The 21671-nt window shown below is 46.6% G+C and carries 19 protein-coding genes and 1 pseudogene; 14 read left to right on the forward strand and 6 right to left on the reverse strand.

The genetic code is table 11. The features are described from left to right. Positions 1-35: 35 nt before the first annotated feature. A complete protein-coding gene (locus LBPC_RS01135; protein WP_003573122.1) occupies positions 36-716 on the reverse strand; it encodes a hypothetical protein in 681 nt (226 codons plus the stop codon). Between the two features lie 154 nt (positions 717-870). Here LBPC_RS01135 and croR point away from each other — a divergent pair, with 154 nt between their 5' ends. From croR to LBPC_RS01170, 7 genes and pseudogenes are all read left to right on the forward strand, one after another. Beyond that, positions 871-1557 carry a response regulator transcription factor CroR gene (gene croR, locus LBPC_RS01140; RefSeq protein ID WP_003562957.1) on the forward strand — a complete coding sequence of 229 codons (687 nt, stop codon included), beginning with the start codon at positions 871-873 and terminating at the stop codon, positions 1555-1557. Positions 1558-1562: 5 nt separating this feature from the next. After that, complete coding sequence (locus LBPC_RS01145) at positions 1563-2753, forward strand: sensor histidine kinase (RefSeq protein WP_003562959.1); 1191 nt, start codon at positions 1563-1565, stop codon at positions 2751-2753. Further along, positions 2750-4060, forward strand: coding sequence for a D-alanyl-D-alanine carboxypeptidase family protein (locus tag LBPC_RS01150; RefSeq protein ID WP_003562961.1), 1311 nt, complete (start codon positions 2750-2752; stop codon positions 4058-4060). Before LBPC_RS01145 ends, LBPC_RS01150 begins: the two co-directional genes overlap by 4 nt. Before the next feature lie 131 nt (positions 4061-4191). Then, positions 4192-4659, forward strand: a pseudogene (gene greA / locus LBPC_RS01155) (transcription elongation factor GreA). Between the two features lie 141 nt (positions 4660-4800). Next, entirely contained in the window at positions 4801-6354 is a 1554-nt protein-coding gene (locus LBPC_RS01160) for a UDP-N-acetylmuramoyl-L-alanyl-D-glutamate--2,6-diaminopimelate ligase (RefSeq protein WP_003584773.1), read from the forward strand. 5 nt (positions 6355-6359) lie between these two features. After that, positions 6360-7112 (forward strand): aspartate/glutamate racemase family protein, encoded by a 753-nt coding sequence (locus LBPC_RS01165; RefSeq protein WP_004562152.1) that lies wholly within the window; start codon positions 6360-6362, stop codon positions 7110-7112. 196 nt (positions 7113-7308) lie between these two features. Beyond that, a complete protein-coding gene (locus LBPC_RS01170; RefSeq protein ID WP_003573127.1) occupies positions 7309-8169 on the forward strand; it encodes an aldo/keto reductase in 861 nt (286 codons plus the stop codon). Between the two features lie 126 nt (positions 8170-8295). Here LBPC_RS01170 and LBPC_RS01175 read toward each other — a convergent pair whose 3' ends face one another. After that, a complete protein-coding gene (locus tag LBPC_RS01175; protein ID WP_003597215.1) occupies positions 8296-9138 on the reverse strand; it encodes a MurR/RpiR family transcriptional regulator in 843 nt (280 codons plus the stop codon). 302 nt (positions 9139-9440) lie between these two features. Here LBPC_RS01175 and gnd point away from each other — a divergent pair, with 302 nt between their 5' ends. The 3 genes from gnd (at position 9441) to LBPC_RS01190 (ending at position 13521) form a co-directional block, all read left to right on the forward strand. After that, complete coding sequence (gene gnd, locus LBPC_RS01180) at positions 9441-10346, forward strand: phosphogluconate dehydrogenase (NAD(+)-dependent, decarboxylating) (protein WP_032781273.1); 906 nt, start codon at positions 9441-9443, stop codon at positions 10344-10346. 69 nt (positions 10347-10415) lie between these two features. Beyond that, positions 10416-11984: a gluconokinase gene (gene gntK / locus LBPC_RS01185; protein WP_003563002.1), complete on the forward strand. Its 1569-nt coding sequence runs from the start codon at positions 10416-10418 to the stop codon at positions 11982-11984. A 184-nt stretch (positions 11985-12168) separates the two neighbouring features. Continuing rightward, on the forward strand, positions 12169-13521 hold the full coding sequence (locus LBPC_RS01190) for a gluconate:H+ symporter (protein ID WP_004562156.1): 1353 nt from the start codon (positions 12169-12171) through the stop codon (positions 13519-13521). Positions 13522-13573: 52 nt separating this feature from the next. Here LBPC_RS01190 and LBPC_RS01195 read toward each other — a convergent pair whose 3' ends face one another. Continuing rightward, the gene (locus LBPC_RS01195; RefSeq protein ID WP_016377049.1) at positions 13574-14572 is read right to left on the reverse strand and encodes an IS30 family transposase; all 999 of its coding nucleotides are present in this window, start codon (positions 14570-14572) and stop codon (positions 13574-13576) included. A 316-nt stretch (positions 14573-14888) separates the two neighbouring features. On the opposite strand from LBPC_RS01195, the gene LBPC_RS01200 reads away from it, so the two are divergent. From LBPC_RS01200 to LBPC_RS01210, 3 genes are all read left to right on the forward strand, one after another. Further along, positions 14889-15233 carry a hypothetical protein gene (locus LBPC_RS01200; RefSeq protein ID WP_003563007.1) on the forward strand — a complete coding sequence of 115 codons (345 nt, stop codon included), beginning with the start codon at positions 14889-14891 and terminating at the stop codon, positions 15231-15233. A gap of 73 nt (positions 15234-15306) precedes the next feature. Next, a complete protein-coding gene (locus LBPC_RS01205) occupies positions 15307-16026 on the forward strand; it encodes a metal ABC transporter ATP-binding protein (protein ID WP_003563009.1) in 720 nt (239 codons plus the stop codon). Beyond that, positions 16023-16820 (forward strand): metal ABC transporter permease, encoded by a 798-nt coding sequence (locus LBPC_RS01210; protein ID WP_003563011.1) that lies wholly within the window; start codon positions 16023-16025, stop codon positions 16818-16820. The genes LBPC_RS01205 and LBPC_RS01210 overlap by 4 nt, the downstream gene beginning before the upstream one ends. A 67-nt stretch (positions 16821-16887) precedes the next feature. Here LBPC_RS01210 and LBPC_RS01215 read toward each other — a convergent pair whose 3' ends face one another. The 3 genes from LBPC_RS01215 to pepF are packed head-to-tail and all read right to left on the reverse strand — an operon-like array spanning position 16888 to position 20413. After that, complete coding sequence (locus LBPC_RS01215) at positions 16888-17739, reverse strand: metallophosphoesterase family protein (protein ID WP_004562158.1); 852 nt, start codon at positions 17737-17739, stop codon at positions 16888-16890. Next, positions 17736-18617: an NAD(P)-dependent oxidoreductase gene (locus LBPC_RS01220; protein WP_004562160.1), complete on the reverse strand. Its 882-nt coding sequence runs from the start codon at positions 18615-18617 to the stop codon at positions 17736-17738. Before LBPC_RS01220 ends, LBPC_RS01215 begins: the two co-directional genes overlap by 4 nt. Continuing rightward, positions 18614-20413: an oligoendopeptidase F gene (gene pepF, locus LBPC_RS01225; protein WP_004562162.1), complete on the reverse strand. Its 1800-nt coding sequence runs from the start codon at positions 20411-20413 to the stop codon at positions 18614-18616. Before pepF ends, LBPC_RS01220 begins: the two co-directional genes overlap by 4 nt. A 128-nt stretch (positions 20414-20541) precedes the next feature. Here pepF and LBPC_RS01230 point away from each other — a divergent pair, with 128 nt between their 5' ends. Further along, entirely contained in the window at positions 20542-21636 is a 1095-nt protein-coding gene (locus LBPC_RS01230; RefSeq protein WP_041091344.1) for an LCP family protein, read from the forward strand. Positions 21637-21671 lie beyond the last annotated feature (35 nt).

Genomic DNA, 21671 nt, shown 5'->3' on the forward strand with positions numbered 1-21671 from the left:
GGCCTTTTTGTGGTGAACGCGCTATGATTAAGAGGCTACATTCGTGCCCGATGAATCACGTCAAGTAGTTCCGTGCCGAAAGTTGTGGCCAATGTCAATGGCCAAGCGGGATTAGTGGGTACAGTTGTCAGAATGGTTTGCAGCCATTGTGCAGTTGGCAAAAGTTTCACTAACTGATGACTGGAGAATTGCGTGAATAGCAAATTAGCACTATAAAAATCAATCAGACTTTGTTGCAACTTGGCATCATGGACAGGTAGCAATAAGTCATTACTATTGTTACGATCACCCAAGAAAAGCGGTAACGGCGCAAAATCTTGTTGTAAACTAAAAGGGGTCATTTTATGAGTCGTGGCCATCTCGGGGGTCAGGCGCAGCATGAAGACCAGTTTACGCGACGCTGTCCACAGCAGCATGTTGGCAAGGGCCGTGTCAATTGCTGTAAAGGTATATGTGTTTTTGGCCGCGGCAGGACTCGCTAAGGCTTTTGTCAACATGGTTATCGAGTCGTGGCGGGCTGATGATGCTGGTAAGACAACCTGTAGCTGACGAACACCTCGTAACCAATGGGGATGTGTGGCAAGGCGTAAGGTGAGCCATTGGGAGGATTGCCTTAATAGCCAGTAAGTACTTCCGCTTGAGCGGGCAATGTTAATACCAGCGATGTGCATGGTTGAGGGTAAACTTGCTGTGACCATTTTTGTCAAATCTTTCAATTAGCCGCCTTCTTTCGAGATTAAATCAACACTTTTGTACCTATTCTAGCCCTGTTTTCTTAGGCTTTTCGTAAAGAATTCCCCGGTCAACTTTGGTACAATGGACTTTGATGTAACAGACCCTACAGTTCTTCTCATAAACGGAGCCAATACAATGAAAATTTTAATTGTTGACGACGATAAAGAAATCGTCGAATTACTAAGTATTTACGTTAAAAACGAAGGTTACGAACCGATTCAGGCGTATTCCGGTAAGGAAGCCATTACTAAGCTTGTGACCAATCCTGATATTGCTTTGATGATCCTCGATATTATGATGCCTAATATGTCTGGGATGGATGTTGTCAAAGAAGTCCGCAAAGATTCACAGATTCCAATCATTATCGTCTCGGCTAAAACAGCAGATATGGACAAGATTCAAGGCCTTATTACTGGAGCAGACGATTATGTCACCAAGCCATTCAATCCGCTAGAGGTCATGGCGCGCGTCAAGAGTTTGTTGCGCCGAAGTCAAAATGAGGTGACCAATACGGAACCGGATGTGCTTGAAGTCGGTCCGCTAACGATCAAAAAAGATAGTCATGAAGTCACCACCCTTACCGGCAAGCAAATTCAGCTAACCGCGCTGGAATTCGGCATTCTGTACTTGCTAGCTAGCCATCCGAATCGTGTTTTCTCGGCTGATGAGATTTTTGAACGCGTTTGGCAACAGGAATCAATCGTCTCAGCGAAAACCGTTATGGTGCATGTCTCGCATCTGCGTGACAAGATTGAAGAAGCGACCGATGGCGAGAAGGTGATCGAAACAGTTTGGGGCGTCGGCTATAAGGTTGAGGCCTAACGATCATGAGCGAAAAAGTCAAACTAACTGGTAAGGAAAAATCCGAACTTTGGATTGAAGGCATCGTGACGGTGATTCTGCTGTTAATGCTTAATTTTGCCTTGCTAGTGTTGATTAATCAGATGATCGCGCACAATCCTGGTTTGGAAAATGCTATCTGGGGTGTGAAAACGAATCTGACGTTTGGCAGCCGTGGATTTCATTTGTGGAGCTGGTCCAATCTTTTCCTAGCACTGATGGCGATTGCTGATGTCATTGTGGTGTATTGGCGACTTGCTCGGCGATATCGGCAAATGCAAATGCGTCACGTCATTGCGGAGCTACATTTTATTGCCGATGGTCATCTTGATCATCGGATTAAGTTTGAGGTCAATACGGAGTTGCAAAAGGTTGTCAGCAGCATTAACGCGCTTGTTGATTCAACCGTCAATTCAATGGCCGAGGAACGGCGGATCGAACAGAGTAAAGATGAGCTGATTACTAATGTCAGCCATGATATTCGAACGCCGCTAACGTCCATTATCGGTTATCTTGGCCTGATTGAAGATCATCAATATCGCAGTGAAGAAGAGCTACTCAAGTACACGCACACGGCTTATTTGAAGGCTAAGCAGATGAAAGTACTGGTTGAGGACCTTTTTGAGTACACCAAGGTTAAATCGACCACGACCAAGCTGAATCCCGTACGTTTTAACATGATTGCGATGCTAGAGCAACTGGCAGCTAGTTTTGAGCTGGAGGCTCATAAGAAGCATATGCGGATTCTGGTCAGCGGTGAACCTGACCCGTTGATGATGGAAGCTGATACCGAAAAATTAGGCCGGGTGTTCAACAATTTAATTGTTAATGCGCTTAAGTACGGCCAAGGCGGGCGTCATATTTTTCTTGATGCACAACGTATCGGTAGTGAAGTCGTTGTTAAGGTCTCAAATGATGGTGCACAAATTCCGAATGATGCTTTGAGTCAGTTGTTTGATCGTTTTTATCGCGTTGAGGAAAGCCGATCGCAGGAAACTGGCGGGACTGGTCTTGGGTTAGCGATTGCCCAAAGTATCATCGCTTTGCATGGCGGGTATATTTATGCCGATTCTAGCCCGGAGATAACAAGCTTTGTGATTCATTTACCATTAAAAGTTGGCGCTTCGCTGACAGACAATAAAAATAAATCTAATGAGGAAGCAGGAAAGTCAAAATGAAGAAGTTGATGCGCGGGTTGATTGCCGCAGTGGTGGCGGTATTGATGATTGGGGGTGCTGCGCCAGCAATGTCGGTATCTGCGGCAGAGAGCAGCGATACCAATCTAGTTGACGCCAAGGCAGCAGTAGCCATTGAACCGACTACTGGCAAGATATTATATGCTAAGAATGCCAGCAGTGTTTTACCAATTGCATCTATGACCAAAATGTTGAGCATTGAGTTGGTGCTTGACGCAATTAAGTCCGGTAAGATCAATTGGGATGACAAAGTGACACTGAATAACGCAATCTGGGAACTCAGTCAGAATCGTGACCTTAGTAATGTACCGTTGCGGCGCGATGGCTCTTATTCAGTCCGCGAACTGTACGATGCTTCTTTAATTTATTCGGCGAATGCAGCGATGATGTTATTAGCTGAAAAAGTAGCGGGTAGTCAGGAGAAATTTGTCAGTCAGATGACTGCAAAACTCAATAGCTGGGGTATCACCGATGCAAAAATTGTCAACGTGACCGGTTTGAATAACAGCCAATTGAAAGATGCTAAGGTACCCGGTACAGATGATAACGCGGAGAACGAAATGTCCGCAAAAGATATGGCCCAGGTGGCACAACATTTACTGAAAGATCATCCAGAAGTCCTTAAGACCACGAGTATTGCTAAACAGACATTCCGTAAGGGAACCAGTGATGCGATCGATATGGAAAATTGGAACTGGATGCTCAAGGGCCTAGTGTCTTATGATAAGAACCTCCCAGTTGATGGCTTGAAGACAGGTACTTCTGATGCCGCTGGGGATTGTTTTACAGGGACGGTTGAGAAAAATGGCATGCGAATTATTACGGTTATCTTGCATGCAAATGGTGATGCTAAAACTCGCCGTTTTGATCAAACCAAAAAATTGATGACCAATGTTTTGGAAAATTGGAAAACGATGACGTTAGCTGAAGCTGGTCAGGGGATTAAAGGGTACGACAGCGTCAAGGTCAATCGTGGTCAATCACGGACAACGCCGATTGCGCCGTCAACCAAGGCAGTTGCTGTTGTGCCATCTAACAGCAGCAAACAATCACTTCAATATACTTACACGCCAGCAAAAGGCGTGAAGAAGAATACTGTCGAAGCACCAGTCAAAAAAGGTACCACGATTGCGCAGCTGGAAGTTAGCGCCAAAGGTGACAACCTTGGCTTTGTCGGCAGTTCAGCAAGCGAAGGCATTACCTTAAAGACCACCAAGACCGATAACAAAGCAAACTTCTTTGTCCTGATCTTCCGTGGCATTGGCGATTTCTTCAGCAATATTTTCTAGTCCAGCAGTTACCTCATTGATCCAAAAACGAAAAAGTGGTGAATGTCCTGAACTCCGAATGGAGATCATCACGTTCACCTTTTTTGCAACAAGTAGAGAGTTAGTTTTCAGATAAAAAAGAAGGCATTGAAATGGTCACCTATCACGAGATCACGCCAACAGGTTTGGCTAACTTGAAGCAGGAAGTTGAAGACCTTAAAACTATTCGGCCTGCAAAGATCAAGAACTTGGCCGATGCGGCAGCGTTGGGGGATCGCTCGGAAAATGCGGAATATAGCGCTGCTAAGCGTGAGTTGCGCCAGCTAGAAGGCCGATTGCGATATCTGGATAAACTCATTCGTTATGCTAAAGTCACGCACCCGGCCGCTAGTGATATTGCCGATATTGGCAATAGGATCACACTTAAGTTCGATGATGACGAGGACCAAGCGACTTATGAACTTGTCGGCCCTGCCGAAGCTGGGATGGGCCAAGACAAGCTTGCCATCAATTCTCCCTTGGGCGCCGCTATTCGGTAGCACCACGCAGGCGATACCGTCACGGTGACAGCGCCAAGCGGTTCGTATCAGGTGACGTTAATGAACATTGCATCTGCATAAAAAAAGATAATCAATGAACTTTGAGCATGAACCAAGACGGCACACAGATAGTTGTGACAGTCCGACTGGTTTAATGCCAGTACCGCGCTTATGCTATAATGAAGCTTGAATTCACGGCATATAAAAAGGAGTAGCAGCCCAATGGCACTATCACTTAGAGCATGTATCTTATTATTAAAGGAACATCATCTGCTAAAGAGTGCAGCAATTCAGAATACTGAAGATGTCGATATGACCGGCATCGCCTATGATTCACGCAAGGTCTCTGGACCAACGCTGTTTTTCTGCAAAGGCGACAAGTTCCGACCAATTTATCTTTCCATGGCCAAGGACAACGGTGCGCGAACTTATGTTGCCGAGAAACCTTACGTTGAAGGCAACGGCTTAAACGCCTTGATCGTGCGGAATATTACTAAAGCAATGGCGATTTTGAGCGCTGCTTTCTTTGATTATCCGCAAGATGATTTGTTTGTGATCGCTTATACAGGAACCAAGGGGAAAACCACAGCTTCCTATTTTACAGAAGCTATTTTAAATGAGGCTCGTCCACGACACATCGCGCTTTTTTCTACAATTGATACGGTTGTTGGCCCTGAGCCCGATCAGCGTTTCAAGTCTAATCTGACAACGCCAGAGAGCCTCGATCTTTTCCGCGATATGCGCGAGGCTGTCGAAAACGGTATGACCCATCTCGTGATGGAAGTGTCGAGTCAGGCATATTTGCGCAATCGCGTTTTTGGATTGACGTATGACGTCGGCTTCTTCCTGAACATTACGCCAGATCACATCGGACCGAATGAACATCCAACCTTTGCTAATTACTTACACAACAAGCTGCAATTGTTGGTCAATGCGCGCAAAGTGGTCATTAATGCCGAAACCGAGCATTTTGACCAGGTTTATGCTGCCGCAACGACCACCACTTATCCAGAAAGCATCTATCTGTTTGCCAGTGCTGGCTTCAGACCTAAACGCGATGATATCGATATTGATTTTCGCTTTGATAGTCAGGAAGCTGACGTTGCTGAGAGTCGTTTCACTTTAGTACCAGTCACGGAAAAAGCAGCAGCATTGAACATCGGCGGTCACTACTCGCTTGCTTTGATTGGTGATTTTAACGAAAGTAACGCGACGGCTGCTATTATTGGTGCTGGATTGGCTGGCGTGGATGCATCTGCCGCTGTTCCGGGGATTGCAAAAGTTAAAATCCCCGGCCGCATGGAGCATACGAAAGTTGCCGGACATGGTGCTGTCTATGTTGATTATGCGCACAATTACGCTAGTATGAAGGCGTTATTGTCGTTTTTGAAACACGCTTACAAGGATCCTCGATTACTGGTTGTGGTTGGATCCCCCGGTGATAAAGGCGTTTCTCGTCGTCCCGGATTTGCTAAGGTTCTCACTGAGTTTGCAACTGAGGCATTCTTGACTACCGATGATCCTGGGTACGAAGATCCAGCAAACATCATTGAGGAAATCGATAGTAAAATCGATCATAGCAAAGTTAAAGTACACAAAGTGCTTGATCGGCAAAAGGCCATTGCTGAAGCTATTAGCGACAGCGGACCAAATGATATCGTGGTGGTGGCTGGCAAAGGGGCCGACCCCTATCAAAAGGTACGCGGCGTCAACACACCATGGCCAACAGACATGGCTGTTGTAAAGCAAGTCGCTAAATCGCTACAGGAAGGCTGATACGAATGCGTCAATTTTTCACCGTTATTGGCGGCATGGGCACGCCGGCAACCGAGAGTTATGTCCGCTTGTTAAACCAGCGTACCCACGCGCATAGCGATCAGGAATATCTGAATTACATTCTGGTTAACGATGCGACTGTTCCTGACCGTACGGATTACATTTTGGATCATAGCAAGCCTAGCTTTTATCCGGATTTGTTGGAAGACATTCAAGATCAAAGTTTACTCAATCCGGAGTTCATGGTCATTGTCTGCAACACGGCTCATTATTTCTATGACCAATTAGCCGCAGTGACACCGATTCCATTGCTACACATGCCACATTTAGCCATCAGCGATATGTGTGAGCGTTTTCCAGATGAAAAGCGGGTGGGACTGATTGCGACCCAAGGAACGATCCAAGACGGCATTTACAGTCATGAAATCGAAACTAGCGGGCGTGAAGTCGTTCTTGGCGATCAGGCGCTGCAAGACATGGTCACTGAGTTGATTTATAAATACGTCAAGGAAAAGGGCGAAGTCAACGCGGCCCTGTATCATCGTATTCTTCAACGGATGCATGACGATTTTAATGTCAACGTCATTGTCCTTGGCTGTACTGAGCTATCGTTTGCACAGGAAAAAGCCGGTGATCATCCGTATCATGTGATTGATGCGCAAAGCATTATTGTTGATAAAACAATTGCGTTAGGCAAAGCTTTCCGTCAAAGTGAAGCAGCTGGGAAGGCATTGTTGAATCAAATGATGGCGCGTTAATAGCGTGTTAAAAGAAGGTGCTTGGTTTTGCTAGATGTCTTAGCAACCAAGCATTTTTTGAATGCTAAGAAAGACGATTGATCAGGATATCGCTATTTTTGACTGATGCAAGTGTGAAGCTGGGCTGCTAACACATTCAATCAACTACTTACTTGTGGTAAGCTTATAGTAGTACCCAGTAAAGGAGATGCTCATTTTGGCACATTTAACCAAATTGACCGACACATATACATTAAGTAATGGTGTTAAGATTCCGATCGTCGGGTTCGGCACTTGGCAGACCCCTGATGGCGACGTTGCCAAGCATAGTGTCGAAGCGGCATTGGCTGCAGGCTATCGCCATATTGACACGGCAGCTGCTTACGGTAACGAAGAAAGCGTTGGTGCAGGTTTGCGTGCATCCGGCGTACCTCGCGATCAGATCTTCTTAACCACTAAGCTTTGGAATGGTGATCACGGTTACGAGGCGACTAAAGCAGCGCTAGATAAATCACTCAAGAAACTGGGCGTTGATTATGTGGATCTATATTTAATTCATTGGCCAAACCCAATTAAGTTCCGTGATAATTGGGAAGAAACTAATGCAGGGTCATGGAAGGCCATGGAAGAAGCGTACAAAGCCGGCAAAGTTCGAGCAATTGGGGTTTCAAACTTCCGCGCCAAGCACATTGACGCTTTGCTAAAAACAGCTACTGTCAAGCCAATGGTTAACCAGATTTTCTTGAATCCAAGTGATTTGCAGCCAGAAGTTGTGGCGTATAATGACGCCCATGATATTTTAAGTGAAGCGTACAGCCCACTTGGCACAGGCAAAATTTTCCAAGTTGATGCCTTAAAGAAAATTGCCGCACGCTATCACAAGAGTGTTGCTCAGATCGTCCTCCGCTGGTCATTGCAACATGGTTTCTTACCATTGCCAAAATCCGTTCATGACGATCGGATTAAGGAAAACACCGAGTTGTTCGACTTTGAACTGAGCCATCATGATATGACCTTGATTGATGCTTTGCACGGTGAAGCCGGCTTAGCAACTGACCCAGATACAACGGATTTCTAAGGCAAAATCAGCGATATTAGGTTTTTAGTTTTTTACATGAGAAAAGCATCTGCCATGAGGTTGCGGCAGATGCTTTTTTATATACTTTGAAAGATTGGGCAAGGGCAAGGCGGCGAGCTCAAGCGCTTAGTGCCGCGTTGCATCAATTGTTGCTCTTACTTGGCGGAAAAGCGGTGCTGTCTGACTATCGGTTTTGATGGCACTGATCATAAAGAGCGTGTCCATAATGCTGATTTCGGCAATCAGTGCATGAAGCGCCTCAGTGCGGTAGCGTGATTCTTCAGCAACTGCAACAAAGGCAGCATCTGCCATTTTGACTAAACGCGAAGTTGGGGAACCGGTAATGACGATTAAAGGCACTTGTTGTTTCTTAGCTAGTTCAGCTAATGCAATGGCATCTTTGTCCTCTCCTGAATGCGATGTCAGGATCATCGCATCGCGCGGGCCAAGATGTGTGGCGGCCATTAGCTGCATGTGGTAGTCAGACGCATAGGCCACGGGAATCGCCGTGCGCAAAAATTTATGGTAACCGTCTAGTGCAACAAGATTACTGGCACCTAGTCCAAAAAGTCCGAGATGCTCGGCATGGGTAATCCATTTAACAGCCTTGGTCAAAGCATCAGTATCTAGGTTTGCTAAGGTTGTTCTCAGTGCATCAATGTTGGAGGTGAAAATTTTTTGCGCTAGCGTATCAACGGAATCTTTGGGACTCAACTCAGCAAAAAGCGCATGATCATCCTCTGGTGAAGTCTGCGCCAACGCCATGCGTAAGGCCTGAAAGTTTGTGTAACCTAAGGCTTTAGCAAAGCGGGAAATCGTCGCTGTACTGACGCCGGTCAATTGGCTGAGTTCCGAGATGTTGGCCTGACTGGCATGGTCCGGGTGGGCTTGAAGATAGGCAGCTAGCTTTTTCTCCTGGCCACTTAGATTCGGTTTATAAATTTGCAGTTGTACCAGAAAGTCATGCATCTTGATCCCTCCTAAAAATACATTCACCAGAGCAGAAACGAGAATGTCAGAATTTTAAGTCGCATTGTCAGAGTGCGTTTATTGTCTAAGGCTGATGGTTAATTGCACCAAGCCAAACACCACTTTTCGAATTCAGTATAGCATGAATGATAGCGGCGTGAAAATAATTTACGGTCAAATTACTTGATTTTTGTAAACGATTTACATACAATGGCATCAGGATATAAGATAACCATCACAGAAGCGGTTTGTTTTTTTGAAAACGGATGGTCACAGGGTCAAATAACGAGGAGGCAGCAAACATGCATATTGGCATGGTTGGTTTAGGAAAAATGGGTATGAATCTGGTCGCAAATATGCGCGATCATGATATTGAAGTGACAGCATTTGATTTGAACGACAAAGCGCGAGAAGAGGTAGGGCAATATGGGGCCAAGGCAGTGGCAAGCCTGGATGCCTTGGTTATGAGCTTGGCATCTCCGCGGATCATCTGGAGCATGGTGCCTGCTGGCAAACCGACAGAAGCCACGATTAGTCAGCTAGCTAAACTGTTGCGGCCAGATGATATTGTGATTGATGGCGGCAACTCCTATTATCAGGATTCAATCGCACACGGAAAGCTGCTAGCTGCTGAGGGAATTCATTTTTTTGATGTCGGCACTTCAGGCGGCATGGCCGGTGCACGCGCCAATGGCAATTTCATGATTGGTGGCGACAAGGCGATCTTTAACAAGATTGAGCCGCTGTTCAAGGCGATCGCTGCAAAAGGTGGCTATCTGTATACTGGCCCAGCTGGATCTGGTCACTATTTGAAAATGGTTCACAACGGTATTGAATATGGGATGATGCAGGCGATTGGTGAAGGCTTCGATGTGTTAGCCCACAGTCCGTATGACTACGACAATGCGGCGGTTGCCAACATGTGGAACAATGGCTCGGTGATTCGCAGCTGGCTGATGGATTTGGCCGCCAATGCCTTTACCGAGGATGCGAACCTTGAAAAGATTCAGGGTATCATGCACAGCTCGGGTGAAGGTGCTTGGACCGTTGAAGAAGCCTTACGTCTACATGTTGCAACGCCGGTGATTGCCAGTTCGTTGATGATGCGCTATCGCTCTGAAGAAGCAGATACGATGACGGGTAAAGTGGTCGCTGCCTTGCGTAATCAGTTTGGCGGCCATGCGGTTGATCCAATTAAGTCAAAATAACTTGCAAAACCATCGTGATATCGCCATTTTAATAACTAAGTCAAAATTGATTAAGTAAAGGAGATAAGCATGGCAATCAAATATATGATTGGCGTTGATCTGGGCACTACTAGCACAAAGGTCGTTTTGTTTGATCTCAAGGGTCACGCAATTGCAACCGCCAATAATCCCTACCCGTTATATCAAGATACGCCCGACATGGCTGAGGAAGATCCGGAAGAGATTTTTGCAGCGACAGTTGGCGGTTTAACTGAAGTGATGCATCGCGGTAATGTCCAACCCGATGAACTTGGCGGGGTTTCCTTTTCCGCAGCGATGCACAGTCTGATTTTGATGGACGAAAATGATAAGCCGCTGACGCGCGTCATCACGTGGGCTGATAACCGAGCAGCAGCCTATGCAACGAAGCTGAAGCAAAGCGATTTAGGGATGACACTGTTTAAAAATACAGGTGTGCCGACGCACCCGATGTCCCCATTGGTTAAATTGCTTTGGTTGAGTGCCGAACATCCAGAATTGGTCGCTCAGACTTCCCACTTTATTGGCATTAAAGACTTTATTTTGTTCCGCTTCTTTGGCCGATATGTGCAGGATTACTCGCTGGCTAACGCAACTGGGCTCTTTAATATTCACACCATGGATTGGGATGACCGTGCACTTGATGTTGCCAATGTTCGGCGCGATCAATTGCCAGAACTGGTCGACACCAGTTATCAGTTGACAGGATTAAATGCCAACTATGCGGCGGTGACCGGTATTGATGCTAAAACGCCTTTCATTCTCGGTGCCAGTGATGGGACATTGAGCAACCTTGGCGTTGGCGCGATTGATCCTGGTGTCTTGGCGGTGACCATTGGTACGTCAGGTGCAGTACGGGTTGTGACTGACAAGCCGGTAGTTGATCCGCAAGGGCGCCTGTTCACTTACTACCTGTCACCGAATCACTGGGTTGTTGGCGGTCCAGTTAACAACGGTGGTATTGTCTTCCGCTGGGTTCGTGATCAACTTTTTGCACCGGAGAAATTAACAGCTGAGCAACTGCAAGTTGATTCCTATGAAATTCTGACAGAAATTGCCAGCAAGATACCCGCTGGTGCTGATGGCTTACTTTTCCATCCATATTTAGGCGGAGAGCGGGCACCGATTTGGGATGCCAATGCTCGTGGCAGTTTCTTTGGCTTAACCCGGCAGCATACACGTGCGCATATGGTGCGAGCAGCACTGGAAGGGATCGTTTACAACCTATATATGGTGATGCTGATGATCGAAGGTATTACTGGCAAACCAAAAGCCATCCAGGCTACTGGCGGATTTGCGCGCAGTGCACTGTGGCGCCAGATGTTGGCTGACGTTTTTGAACAGGAAGTCAATATTCCGGAAAGTTTTGAAAGTTCAGCCTTGGGAGCAGTTGTTTTGGGAATGAAGTCACTGGGACTGATTGACGATTTGAACGTGGTTAAAGATATGATTGGTGTCACCAATACCCATGAACCCAATGCTGACAATTTTCAAGCTTATCGTGAGTTGTTGCCAATCTGGATTCGATTGACGCGTAAACTTGGCAGCGAGTATCAAGCAATTGCCGACTATCAGCGGGCGCATCCAGATCCGAATGCCCATATAGCTGCTGAGGATTAGTCGCCAGCACTGCGCCTGTTGTCCGTGCTAAGACGGAATATGCTGGTTCGATGGGAAAATAGCGAGAATGAAGCAACTGGGTACACAGATCAAACGACATGTCTCGAGAAAAACGTCAATGAACGTTTTTCATAAATAAAATTGTAAGCGATTTCTTAATCTGTAAAATTTAGGGGGAATAGAAATGGATATACTCGTCCTGGTCTTAGGTATCCTGCTCTTGCTGGTGCTTATCATCAAGTTTAAGTTCAACACGTATGTTTCCTTGATCATCACAGCTGTCGTCGTTGCCCTTGGTTTGGGAATGGCGCCAGCCAAGATTGCAACCAGTATTCAAAATGGGATTGGCGCGCAACTAGGTGAGCTGGCCTTGGTCTTCGGCTTCGGTGCCATGCTTGGTCGATTGGTTGCTGATGCTGGTGGAGCTTACCGCATTGCGCATACCCTCATCAATGCCTTTGGTCGCCGCGGATTGCAACTTGCCGTTGTTTTGGCATCTTTCATTATCGGTATTGCTTTGTTCTTTGAAGTTGGGATTGTCTTGCTGGTTCCAATTGTTTTCGCCATTGCGGCTGAAGCAGGCGTTCCAATTCTGACACTTGGTATCCCGATGGCAGCGGCTTTGTCGGTGACCCATGGGTTCTTGCCGCCACATCCAGCTCCAACGGCGATCTCGACTGCATTAGGCGCTTCTGCTGGTCTGGTTTTGGCCTATGGCGTGATCATCGCCATTCCGACTGTTTATATTGCCGGACCGTTGTTTTCCAAACTTGCGCATCGCTTTGCGCCAGATGCTTTTGAAAGGCGCGGTAATTTGAAAGCATTGGGGCCGCAAAAAACCTTTAAATTGGAGGAAACACCAAGTTTTGGCATCTCCGTTCTCACATCACTTTTCCCAGTGATTTTGATGGCGATTGCCACGGTTTATGAATTGGTATTTCATGGTGGCAAACTTCCAAAGACACCAAATGGTCTTGATAACGTTATCGCATTCATTGGTTCACCAAGTATCGCCATGCTGATTTCATTGTTGTTCGCTATGTGGGCAATGGGCTATGCGCGCAAGCTGCCAGCCAAAGCCATTATGACAACCCTTGAGGACGCTGTGAAATCAATTGCGATGTTACTACTCGTCATTGGTGGCGGCGGTGCCTTCAAACAAGTCCTGATTGATGGTGGCGTCGGCGACTCAGTAAAAAATTTGTTCGTTGGCTCAGGCATTTCACCACTTATCTTGGGTTGGCTGATTGCGGTTGTCTTACGAATTGCACTGGGATCCGCGACTGTTGCGGCCATGACGGCCTCTGGACTGGTTCTGCCACTCATGCAAAGTGCTGGCATCCAGCCAGCTTTGATGGTACTGGCAATTGGTGCGGGTTCATTAGCTGCCAGTCACGTTAATGACGCCGGTTTCTGGATGTTTCGTGAGTACTTTGATTTGACCATTAAACAGACTTTGTTGACGTGGACGTTGTTAGAAACCATTATTTCAGTTGTTGGACTTGGTGGGGTGCTGTTGTTGAGTTTGGTGGTTTAAGTGAAGAAATAAAAAAAGCTGGCAATGCCGGTTTTTTTTATCTGACGAATTGTCAACTCAAGTGCAACTTTTTACCCATGAAGACTTCTGATGGCGTCTTCCAGCCTAAGACCTTGCGTGGTCGATTATTCAGTTGTTCAATGTAAGTCTCAATTTCCTGGTCGCTCTGAAGGTCTAGGTCTGTGTTCTTGGGAAAGTATTCTCTAATCAGTCCGTTGGTGTTTTCGTTAGTTCCTCGTTGTTGAGGCGCGTGTGGGTCAGGAAAGAAGACCTTTGTATTCAGACGTTCTGCCAGCTCCCTGTACCGGGCAAACTCCCTTCCACGGTCAGGAGTCACTGTTCTTACTCGGTTAGCTGGTAAGGCACCAAGCAGCTCAATCATGACGTCTCTAACAGTGTCAGCTTTTGCGTTGGCCGTTCGCTTCGAAAGCAGATAGCGTGATTTACGGTCAACTAATGTTACTAATGCAGAGTGTCCTGTTTTACCGCGTACTGTATCGCCTTCCCAGTGACCAAACCAGCTGCGATTTTCTGCCGACCGGGGTCGGTCGTGAATTGATGGCACGTCATTGAAGCGCCCCCGGCGTTCATTTATGGTGCCTTTGATTTTGCGCGTCTTGCCTCGGTGTCGAAGCAGCCTTGGTAGCCCGCGAGCACCATGGCTCTTCAATGGAACACCGAGATTATCTAGGTAGATACCTCTGTAGATAGTCGAATAGCTGATGCGAATAGGACTGCCTTCTAGTGACAAGCGACCGGCAATCTGCTCAGGCGACCAATGTAGCACCGTGATATATCGAATGACAGCGTCACGAGTCCCCGGTCGATCGAGGATCCGAGGACGCCTGCTAGCCAAGCGAACCCGCCGGTAGCGGTCCTGAGCGGTGGCTGCCGAATAGTTCCGCCAGCCGCCGTTACGTGCAATTTCACGGCTGACTGTACTCTTGGAACGACCTATCTCTTTGGCGATGGTATCAAGAGTTTTGCCTGTAGAGATACCAAGCAGTATCGATTCACGGTCTTTTAAGGTAAGATGGGTGTACGGACTCATAGTCGAGTTCTCCTTGTAGTTGGTCTTGTGGTGATTCCATTTTACAAGGACTCAGGCTATGAGTCTTTTCTATTTGACTAATTTGTTGCACTTGAATTGTAAATCCGTCCTGTTTCAAGATGAAATGAGGATGGATAAGTTCTTAGAGATACTGATGGTTTGGCACTATCCGACCCAACTTAGTAGACCGCGGTCACCGTTTTCCTGTCAAACCGGCCAGCATTCACGAAGGTTAAAATGATCTCGATTCGCCCGACTGACCACAATATGATAAACTTACGCCATTCGCTAATACAGAAATGGAGATCGTTTACACATGTACGAACCAACTAAAAAACGCCGCGTTGCCGAAGACGTGGCTAAGGTTTTCCCTAAAGAAGTCACCAATCAGATTTTTGATGTGATCGCTGTGATGAATAAGGCTAAGCAAATTGTGACAGCACCAGTCGCCATTGCATTTTCGGATGATTATACCGATGATGAAATGTATGCCATGATCATTCAAGGCAATCTTGCACCAGCACAAGAGTTTCCGCTTACCTATGCTGGCGAAAAGCCATTTTTGGGTCATGGGTATATCCTTGTGGTCAAAGATAAGCCGAAAACAATTCGGCTGGATTTCAGTACGGCTAATCCGTTTAAGGCAGAAGAATCCAAATAAAACTGGCCTTTTCATGAAAAGTTCGATACAATAGTAAACCGTAATCGTTACCGTTTACTATTGGGAGGCAGCTATGAGCGAACCGATTTTGACCGTAAATCATCTCAGTTTTGGTTTTCGGGATCAACAGCTTTATCAGGATCTGAGTTTTCAGTTGAATGTGGGCTCAATGACAAGTCTTGTCGGTCCAAACGGGGTCGGCAAAACAACCTTAATTCGGTTACTAATGGCGCAACTAAAACCGCAAGCCGGAACGATTCGCTTTCGGCAACAGCCACCGGTTCGATTGGGTTATGTGCCCCAGTTCCGGAATGTTGATACGGAATTTCCGTTGTCGATCCGCAGTTTCATTCAACTCCGGCAGTTGGATCATCTCTTTTTCTGGCATACGGGTAAGGAGAAGGCTGCCTTGGATGCCGTGATTAAAGCGACTCACCTTGGTAAAATTGCTGACACGCGGCTTGGAATGGCGAGTGGCGGCGAAAAACAAAAGGCTTATCTGGCACAAGCTCTTTTAGATGATCCTAACTTTCTGATTCTGGATGAATCAACGGCCAGCTTAGATGTCAACACGAAGCAGGAGTTGATGGATCTGGTGCAGGAGTTGAATCAAACGCGGCAATTAACGGTGCTATTTGTGACGCATGATCTGAGCTTAGCCAAAAAGTACACCCAACAATACTTACTACTGACCGGGTCAAGTTATGAGATGAAGCCAACAGCGCAAATGGATTTGAAAGCAATGCCAGAAGAATTACGCAATGATGCCGAGAATCGTGGGGTGATCGCATGAATTTATTTGCTTATGCATTCATGCAAAATGCATTCATGGCAAGTACGTTTATTGCCATTACCACAGGCATTGTCGGTGTGTTCGTCGTTGCGCGGAACATGTCGTTCTTAGCCCACACACTTTCTGAAGTTGGGTTTGCAGGCGCTGCATTTGCGGTGTTTGCTGGCATCAGACCGTTAGACGGGATGTTGTTGTTCACAGCGATCAGTAGTATCAGTGTTGGCCGTATGTCCGTTCAAGCATCGCGGCGAGAAGCCTCAATTAGCGCGGTTTCTAGTTTGTTTATTGGCCTGGGGATTTTGTTTTTGTCACTTTCCAGCGCCAATGCCAGTTATGCAACTACCATTTTGTTTGGGAGCATTATCGGGATCTCCCGCGCCGATGTTTGGCAACTGGTAGCATTGGCGGCTGGCGTGCTGGTGACGTTGTATTTTGGCTATCGGCGACTCGCGTTTGATTCGTTCGATCCAGTTGGTTCAGCGGCACAGGGATTGAAAAGTAAATATATTTCCATTTACTTTCTGCTTATCCTTGCTGTTTCGGTTTCGATTGGAGCACAAATTGTCGGAAGTTTGTTAGTCTTTATCTTACTGACCTTACCGCCTAATGTCGCTAAGTATTTGGGTCGAACTTTACCGCAGATGATTGTGATTTCCGTCATTACCGCTTTAATCGGGGTTTGGAGCGGCTTGTATTTAGGCTTTTTGACGAACTGGCCGGTGACGTTTTTCATCGCTGCCATTGAATTTCTTTTTTATTTCTTGGCATTGTGGTACCATCACCGAACAAACTAAGCAATTGAAAAAGGACTCGCAACACAAACCGTATTGAGTAGCGGTTGTGTTGTGAGTCCTTTTTGACTTAGTAGTGTTGATGGCGATATTTGTGCAGAAATTCAGCAACTTCCTGTTGGTAATCGTGGCGCTGTTCGAATTGTTTGAGGTAAGCAGCATTGTGAGTGCTGGTGGCGCCAGTGTGGCGTAACTTCGTGTAAACCTCAGGATAAGGTAACTGCTGTTGCTTGGCTAGTGATAACTCTGCGGACACGTCGTAAGGCACCTGCCGCAGATCAAGATCGGTGATGGCACCATCATTGAGTTGCAGCAATGCATAGTCGGCGTAAGTGGTTGTTTGCAGGTGTGGCCGGGGTGAATAGGCTTGGCCAATAGAACCTGGATTGAGGATGACTTGACCGTTACTGGTATAGCGCAGTAGCTGTTGGTGGGTATGCCCATAAACAGCTAGATCAATTTGCGAATCGGGGGCAATTTGGTCAAAGTTGAGTTGTGGTTGATCAGGATATAAGGCATGTCCATGATTTTTGTCAGGAAGGTTATGTGCTAGACTGACGATCAAACCATCTTGCTCGAAAACTTCATGCAGCGGCCAATTTCGAATTGTTGCCAGATTTTCAGCCGTGAGGTGAGGCCACAGATAGGCAACCAGTCGACTAAAGTAAACATCTGTTGGCTGTGACAGATCAACTGGTCCATCCAGTACCCAGAATAAATCGTCATCCCAGTTGCCTTTAACGATATGTGTGGGTTTGAGTTCGTGCAACGTCGCCCATAACTTATCAGAACCTGGACCGGGTAAAAACAGATCGCCTAGAAACCAGTATTCATCCGCCTGATGCGCCTTCGCATCCTGAATGACCGCTGAAAAGGCCGTCATATTGCCGTGAATATCCGATAAAATGGCGATTGTCGTCATGCTTGATCCCACCTGTCGTTCATCGTAATCAACCCTTGCGTTCCGAGGTTGCCCTTACCAGTATTAACCATTTGTTCATACAGCTGTTTGGCCAATTGCGTGGCTGGTAGTTGTAAGTGCATGTTATCGGCTTCATCCAAAGCAATGCGCAGATCTTTTAGAAAATGTTTTGCAAAGAATCCCGGCGTATAGTCGCCTTGCAGGATACGTGGTCCGTAGTTGCTGAGACTCCAGTTGGCACCCGCACCACCGCCAACCACTTTAAGCGTTTCGTCAAGATCCAGGCCAGCAGCCTTAGCATAGACAAGCATTTCGGTAAGACCGGTCATAGTGCCAGCGATCATGATTTGATTGGCCATTTTGGCATGTTGCCCTGAGCCGGCCGGGCCAAAATAATTGACTGAGGCGGCGATGGGCGCGAAAAGTTGCTGCAATCGCGATAACAAAGTCTTGTCACCACCGACCATGATGGTTAGCGTGCCATTTTTGGCGCCGATATCACCACCAGAAACCGGCGCATCAACGGCTTGCAGGCCTTTCTCGGCAGCCTTAGCAGCAATTTTCTTCGCCAGAGTGGGGGTACTGGTTGTCATGTCAATGAGCAGTGCCCCTTTTCTTGCCCCAGCTAAAATGCCATCGCTACCAAAATAAATGGTTTCGACGTCTTGCGGAAATCCGACCATTGAGAGAACAATGTCGCACTGCGCAGCAACAGCGTGCGGCGATTCGGCCCAAGTAGCTCCAGCCTCAATGACTGGCTGTGCATGGGCCTGCGTTCGGTTAAAGACGACCACTTCTTGGCCATTCTTTAAAAAGTTCTTGATAATACCGGTGCCCATCACACCGGTGCCAATAAACCCAAGTTTCACACTGCTCATCCTTTCTGCAAAATTTTTTCTAATTCAGCGAGTCGTTGTTCAAATAGTGAGAAGGCGGCTTCTAAATAATCTGGCTTGGTCATATCAACGCCGGCCGCTTTCATTGTATCAATCGCATACTTGGAACTGCCAGATTTCAAGTAGCCGATATAGCGGGAAACCGCCTCTGGTTCGCCACCGCTGATGCCGGCGGCCAGAGTCGAGGCAGCGGCAAAACCAGTTGCGTACTGGTAAACATAATAATTGTAATAGAAATGTGGAATACGAGCCCATTCAAAGGCGATTTCAGGATCACGTGCAACATCTGGTCCGTAATAACGGGCATTGAGATCCGCATAATAGGAGGACATGCTGGTAGCCGTCAATGGTTCACCATGCTGGTCTTGTTGATGAATCCAATGTTCAAAGTCGGCAAATTGAGCCTGACGGAAGACCGTTCCTTTGAAGCCGTCTAGATAGTAATTCAAAATGTACGCCCGAACTTTAGGATCATTGGTGTTTTTTAGGAAGTAGTCCGTCAATAAATTTTCATTGGTTGTTGAGGCAATTTCTGCGACGAAGATTGGGTAGTCGCCATAAACGTAAGGCTGGTGATGACGAGTGTACCAGCTGTGCACACTGTGACCAGTTTCGTGAACCAAAGTGTACAATTCATCAACGGCATCGTGCCAGTTCAGTAAAATGAACGGATTGGTGTCATACGCGCCACCGGAATAAGCGCCGGACCGTTTGCCCTTATTTTCGACGACATCAATGTAACGATTATTAAAGATTTCCCGCATATGATCTAAATAATCATTTCCCAGCGGAGCCAATGCCTTTAAGGCTTCGTCTTTTGCCTGATCGAGGGTGAAACTCAATGGCGGACGTCCGGTCAGCGGTGTGTAGATATCATACATATGCAGTTGATCGACATTCAGGATCTTTTTACGTAAGGCAATATAGCGATGTAGTAATGGCAAGTGAGCATTGACTTGATCAAGCAGTGTTGTGTAGACACTTTCGGGGATGTGGTTACTTGCCATTGCAGCAGCGCGTGCATCGGGATAATGATGCGCTAAAGCATTGAAGTTATGAGCTTTGATCTGGCCACTTAATGTTTGAGCAAAGGTATTCTTAAGACTTTCATATGCCCGCAGCAAAGCCTCAAACGCGTCTTTACGCAGCTTGCGATTTGTTGACCGAATGAGTTGACCATACAAACCATTGCTGAGTTGCACGGTCTCACCGTCTTCATTTTCAACAAAGCCAAATTGCAGGTCGGAGTTGTTCAACACATTAAAGGTTGCATGACTGGCATTCAGCGCATCCCCAGCACTGGCAATTAATGACTCAGCCACTGTGGTCAGGACGTGTTGGCGATTCACAGTGATGGCATCAATAAAGTGACCATAGGGTTTGAGGCTTTCGGTATCGCGCCAAGCGGTCAACTGATCGGCTGGAATCGCCAGAATTTCCGGATCCATGAAGGCTAATTGGCTGGCAAGATCAGCCGCCAGACTTTCTGCTTTGGCATTCATGGCTTGATACGCTGCATTACCAGTGTCCTGATCACTTTTCAAGCTGGAATAGACATAAACCTTTTCAAAGCGTCTGAACACCGCGAGAACGGCTTTGATACCTGCGACAAGTGCTTCAGGCGACTTGCCCAATGTACCCTTAAGTGCTGCCGCTTCCTTTGCTTGCTGACGAACGGCTTCAAAGTCAACTTGCCAAGCCTTGTCATCTGGATAAATGGTCGTGAGATCCCATGTCAATTCAGTAGGGACTTCTGCGCGTGCCGGTAAATGTTGCATCTAATCAGCTCCAATTTCTAATATTCCTTTAATGTTACCATATTGAGGCGGCATTTGAGGTAAATCCCTTTTTTCTTCATAATTATCTGCTAAACTACTCTGGAAACTAAAAGTGGAGTGAAGCTCGAATGGACAAGCAACCAGATTCAGATCAACAAACATTAAAACGCAAACCAAAACGACATCATCCGATTCTTCGTGCATTGGCTATCATAGCTCTCGTTGCCCTTTTTCTCGCCGGTGGATATGCCGCTCGATTTTATTCTCAAGCAAAAAAAGCAGTTGCGAAAACGTATGATCCAGTTAGTACTAAGGCAGTCAGCTCAGATCTCGATGGCAAAAAACCGATCAGTATTCTTCTATTAGGAACCGATACCGGAGCCTTTGGTCGGAAAGATACCGGTCGATCTGACACCATGATGCTGGTCACAATCAATCCTAAAGAGAAGAAAACAACGATGACCAGCATTCCTCGTGACACGCTGGCAGAGATGGTCGGTACTGGAAGCGACTCGCCGACATACGAGAAGATTAATGCGGCGTATGCGTATGGCCAATCCGATGCAGCTATTAAAACAGTTGAAAAGTTATTAGATGTACCGATTAATTATTACGTCACGGTCAATATGGCAGGCTTATCAAAAATCGTTGATGCTGTCGGCGGTGTGGATGTCAATGTTCCGTTTAGTTGGACAGACTGGAATACCGGAGGCCAAACCTTTAAAAAAGGAAAGGCGCATCTCGATGGCGGGATGGCATTGGCATACGCCCGAATGCGTGACGAAGATCCTGAAGGCGACTATGGTCGACAAAAACGTCAGCAGGAAGTTATCAATCAAATCGTTAAACACCTTTTATCGGTCAAATCGTTGACAAATTACCAAAAGGTCATGGATTCCTTATCATCTAGCATGCGGACCAACCTAACATTTGATGATATGATGGCAATTGCGCAAAATTATCGCGCTTCAGCAACTACCATTGATCGTCAACAGCTTAAAGGGATTGGCGTTTATATTGATGAGGCTGCTTATCAGGTGATGACAACCGAAACGCTTCAAAAGATGTCCAATGAGCTGCGTGGGCAGTTAGGGCTTGAAAGCAAGACGCTAAGTAATTTTAATACTCAGCAAAATGAAATTAACAATGCGAATGGATTTGATTGGACAGCGAACAATCCGGTCTACACTGTGTCGCTCGATGGTGCGACAACCGGACCGTGATCAAAAAAAACAGCAGCACTCTGGCTTCATTGCCA

Source organism: Lacticaseibacillus paracasei subsp. paracasei (genome assembly GCF_000829035.1).
In the GTDB taxonomy this organism is placed as follows: Bacteria; Bacillota; Bacilli; order Lactobacillales; family Lactobacillaceae; genus Lacticaseibacillus; species Lacticaseibacillus paracasei.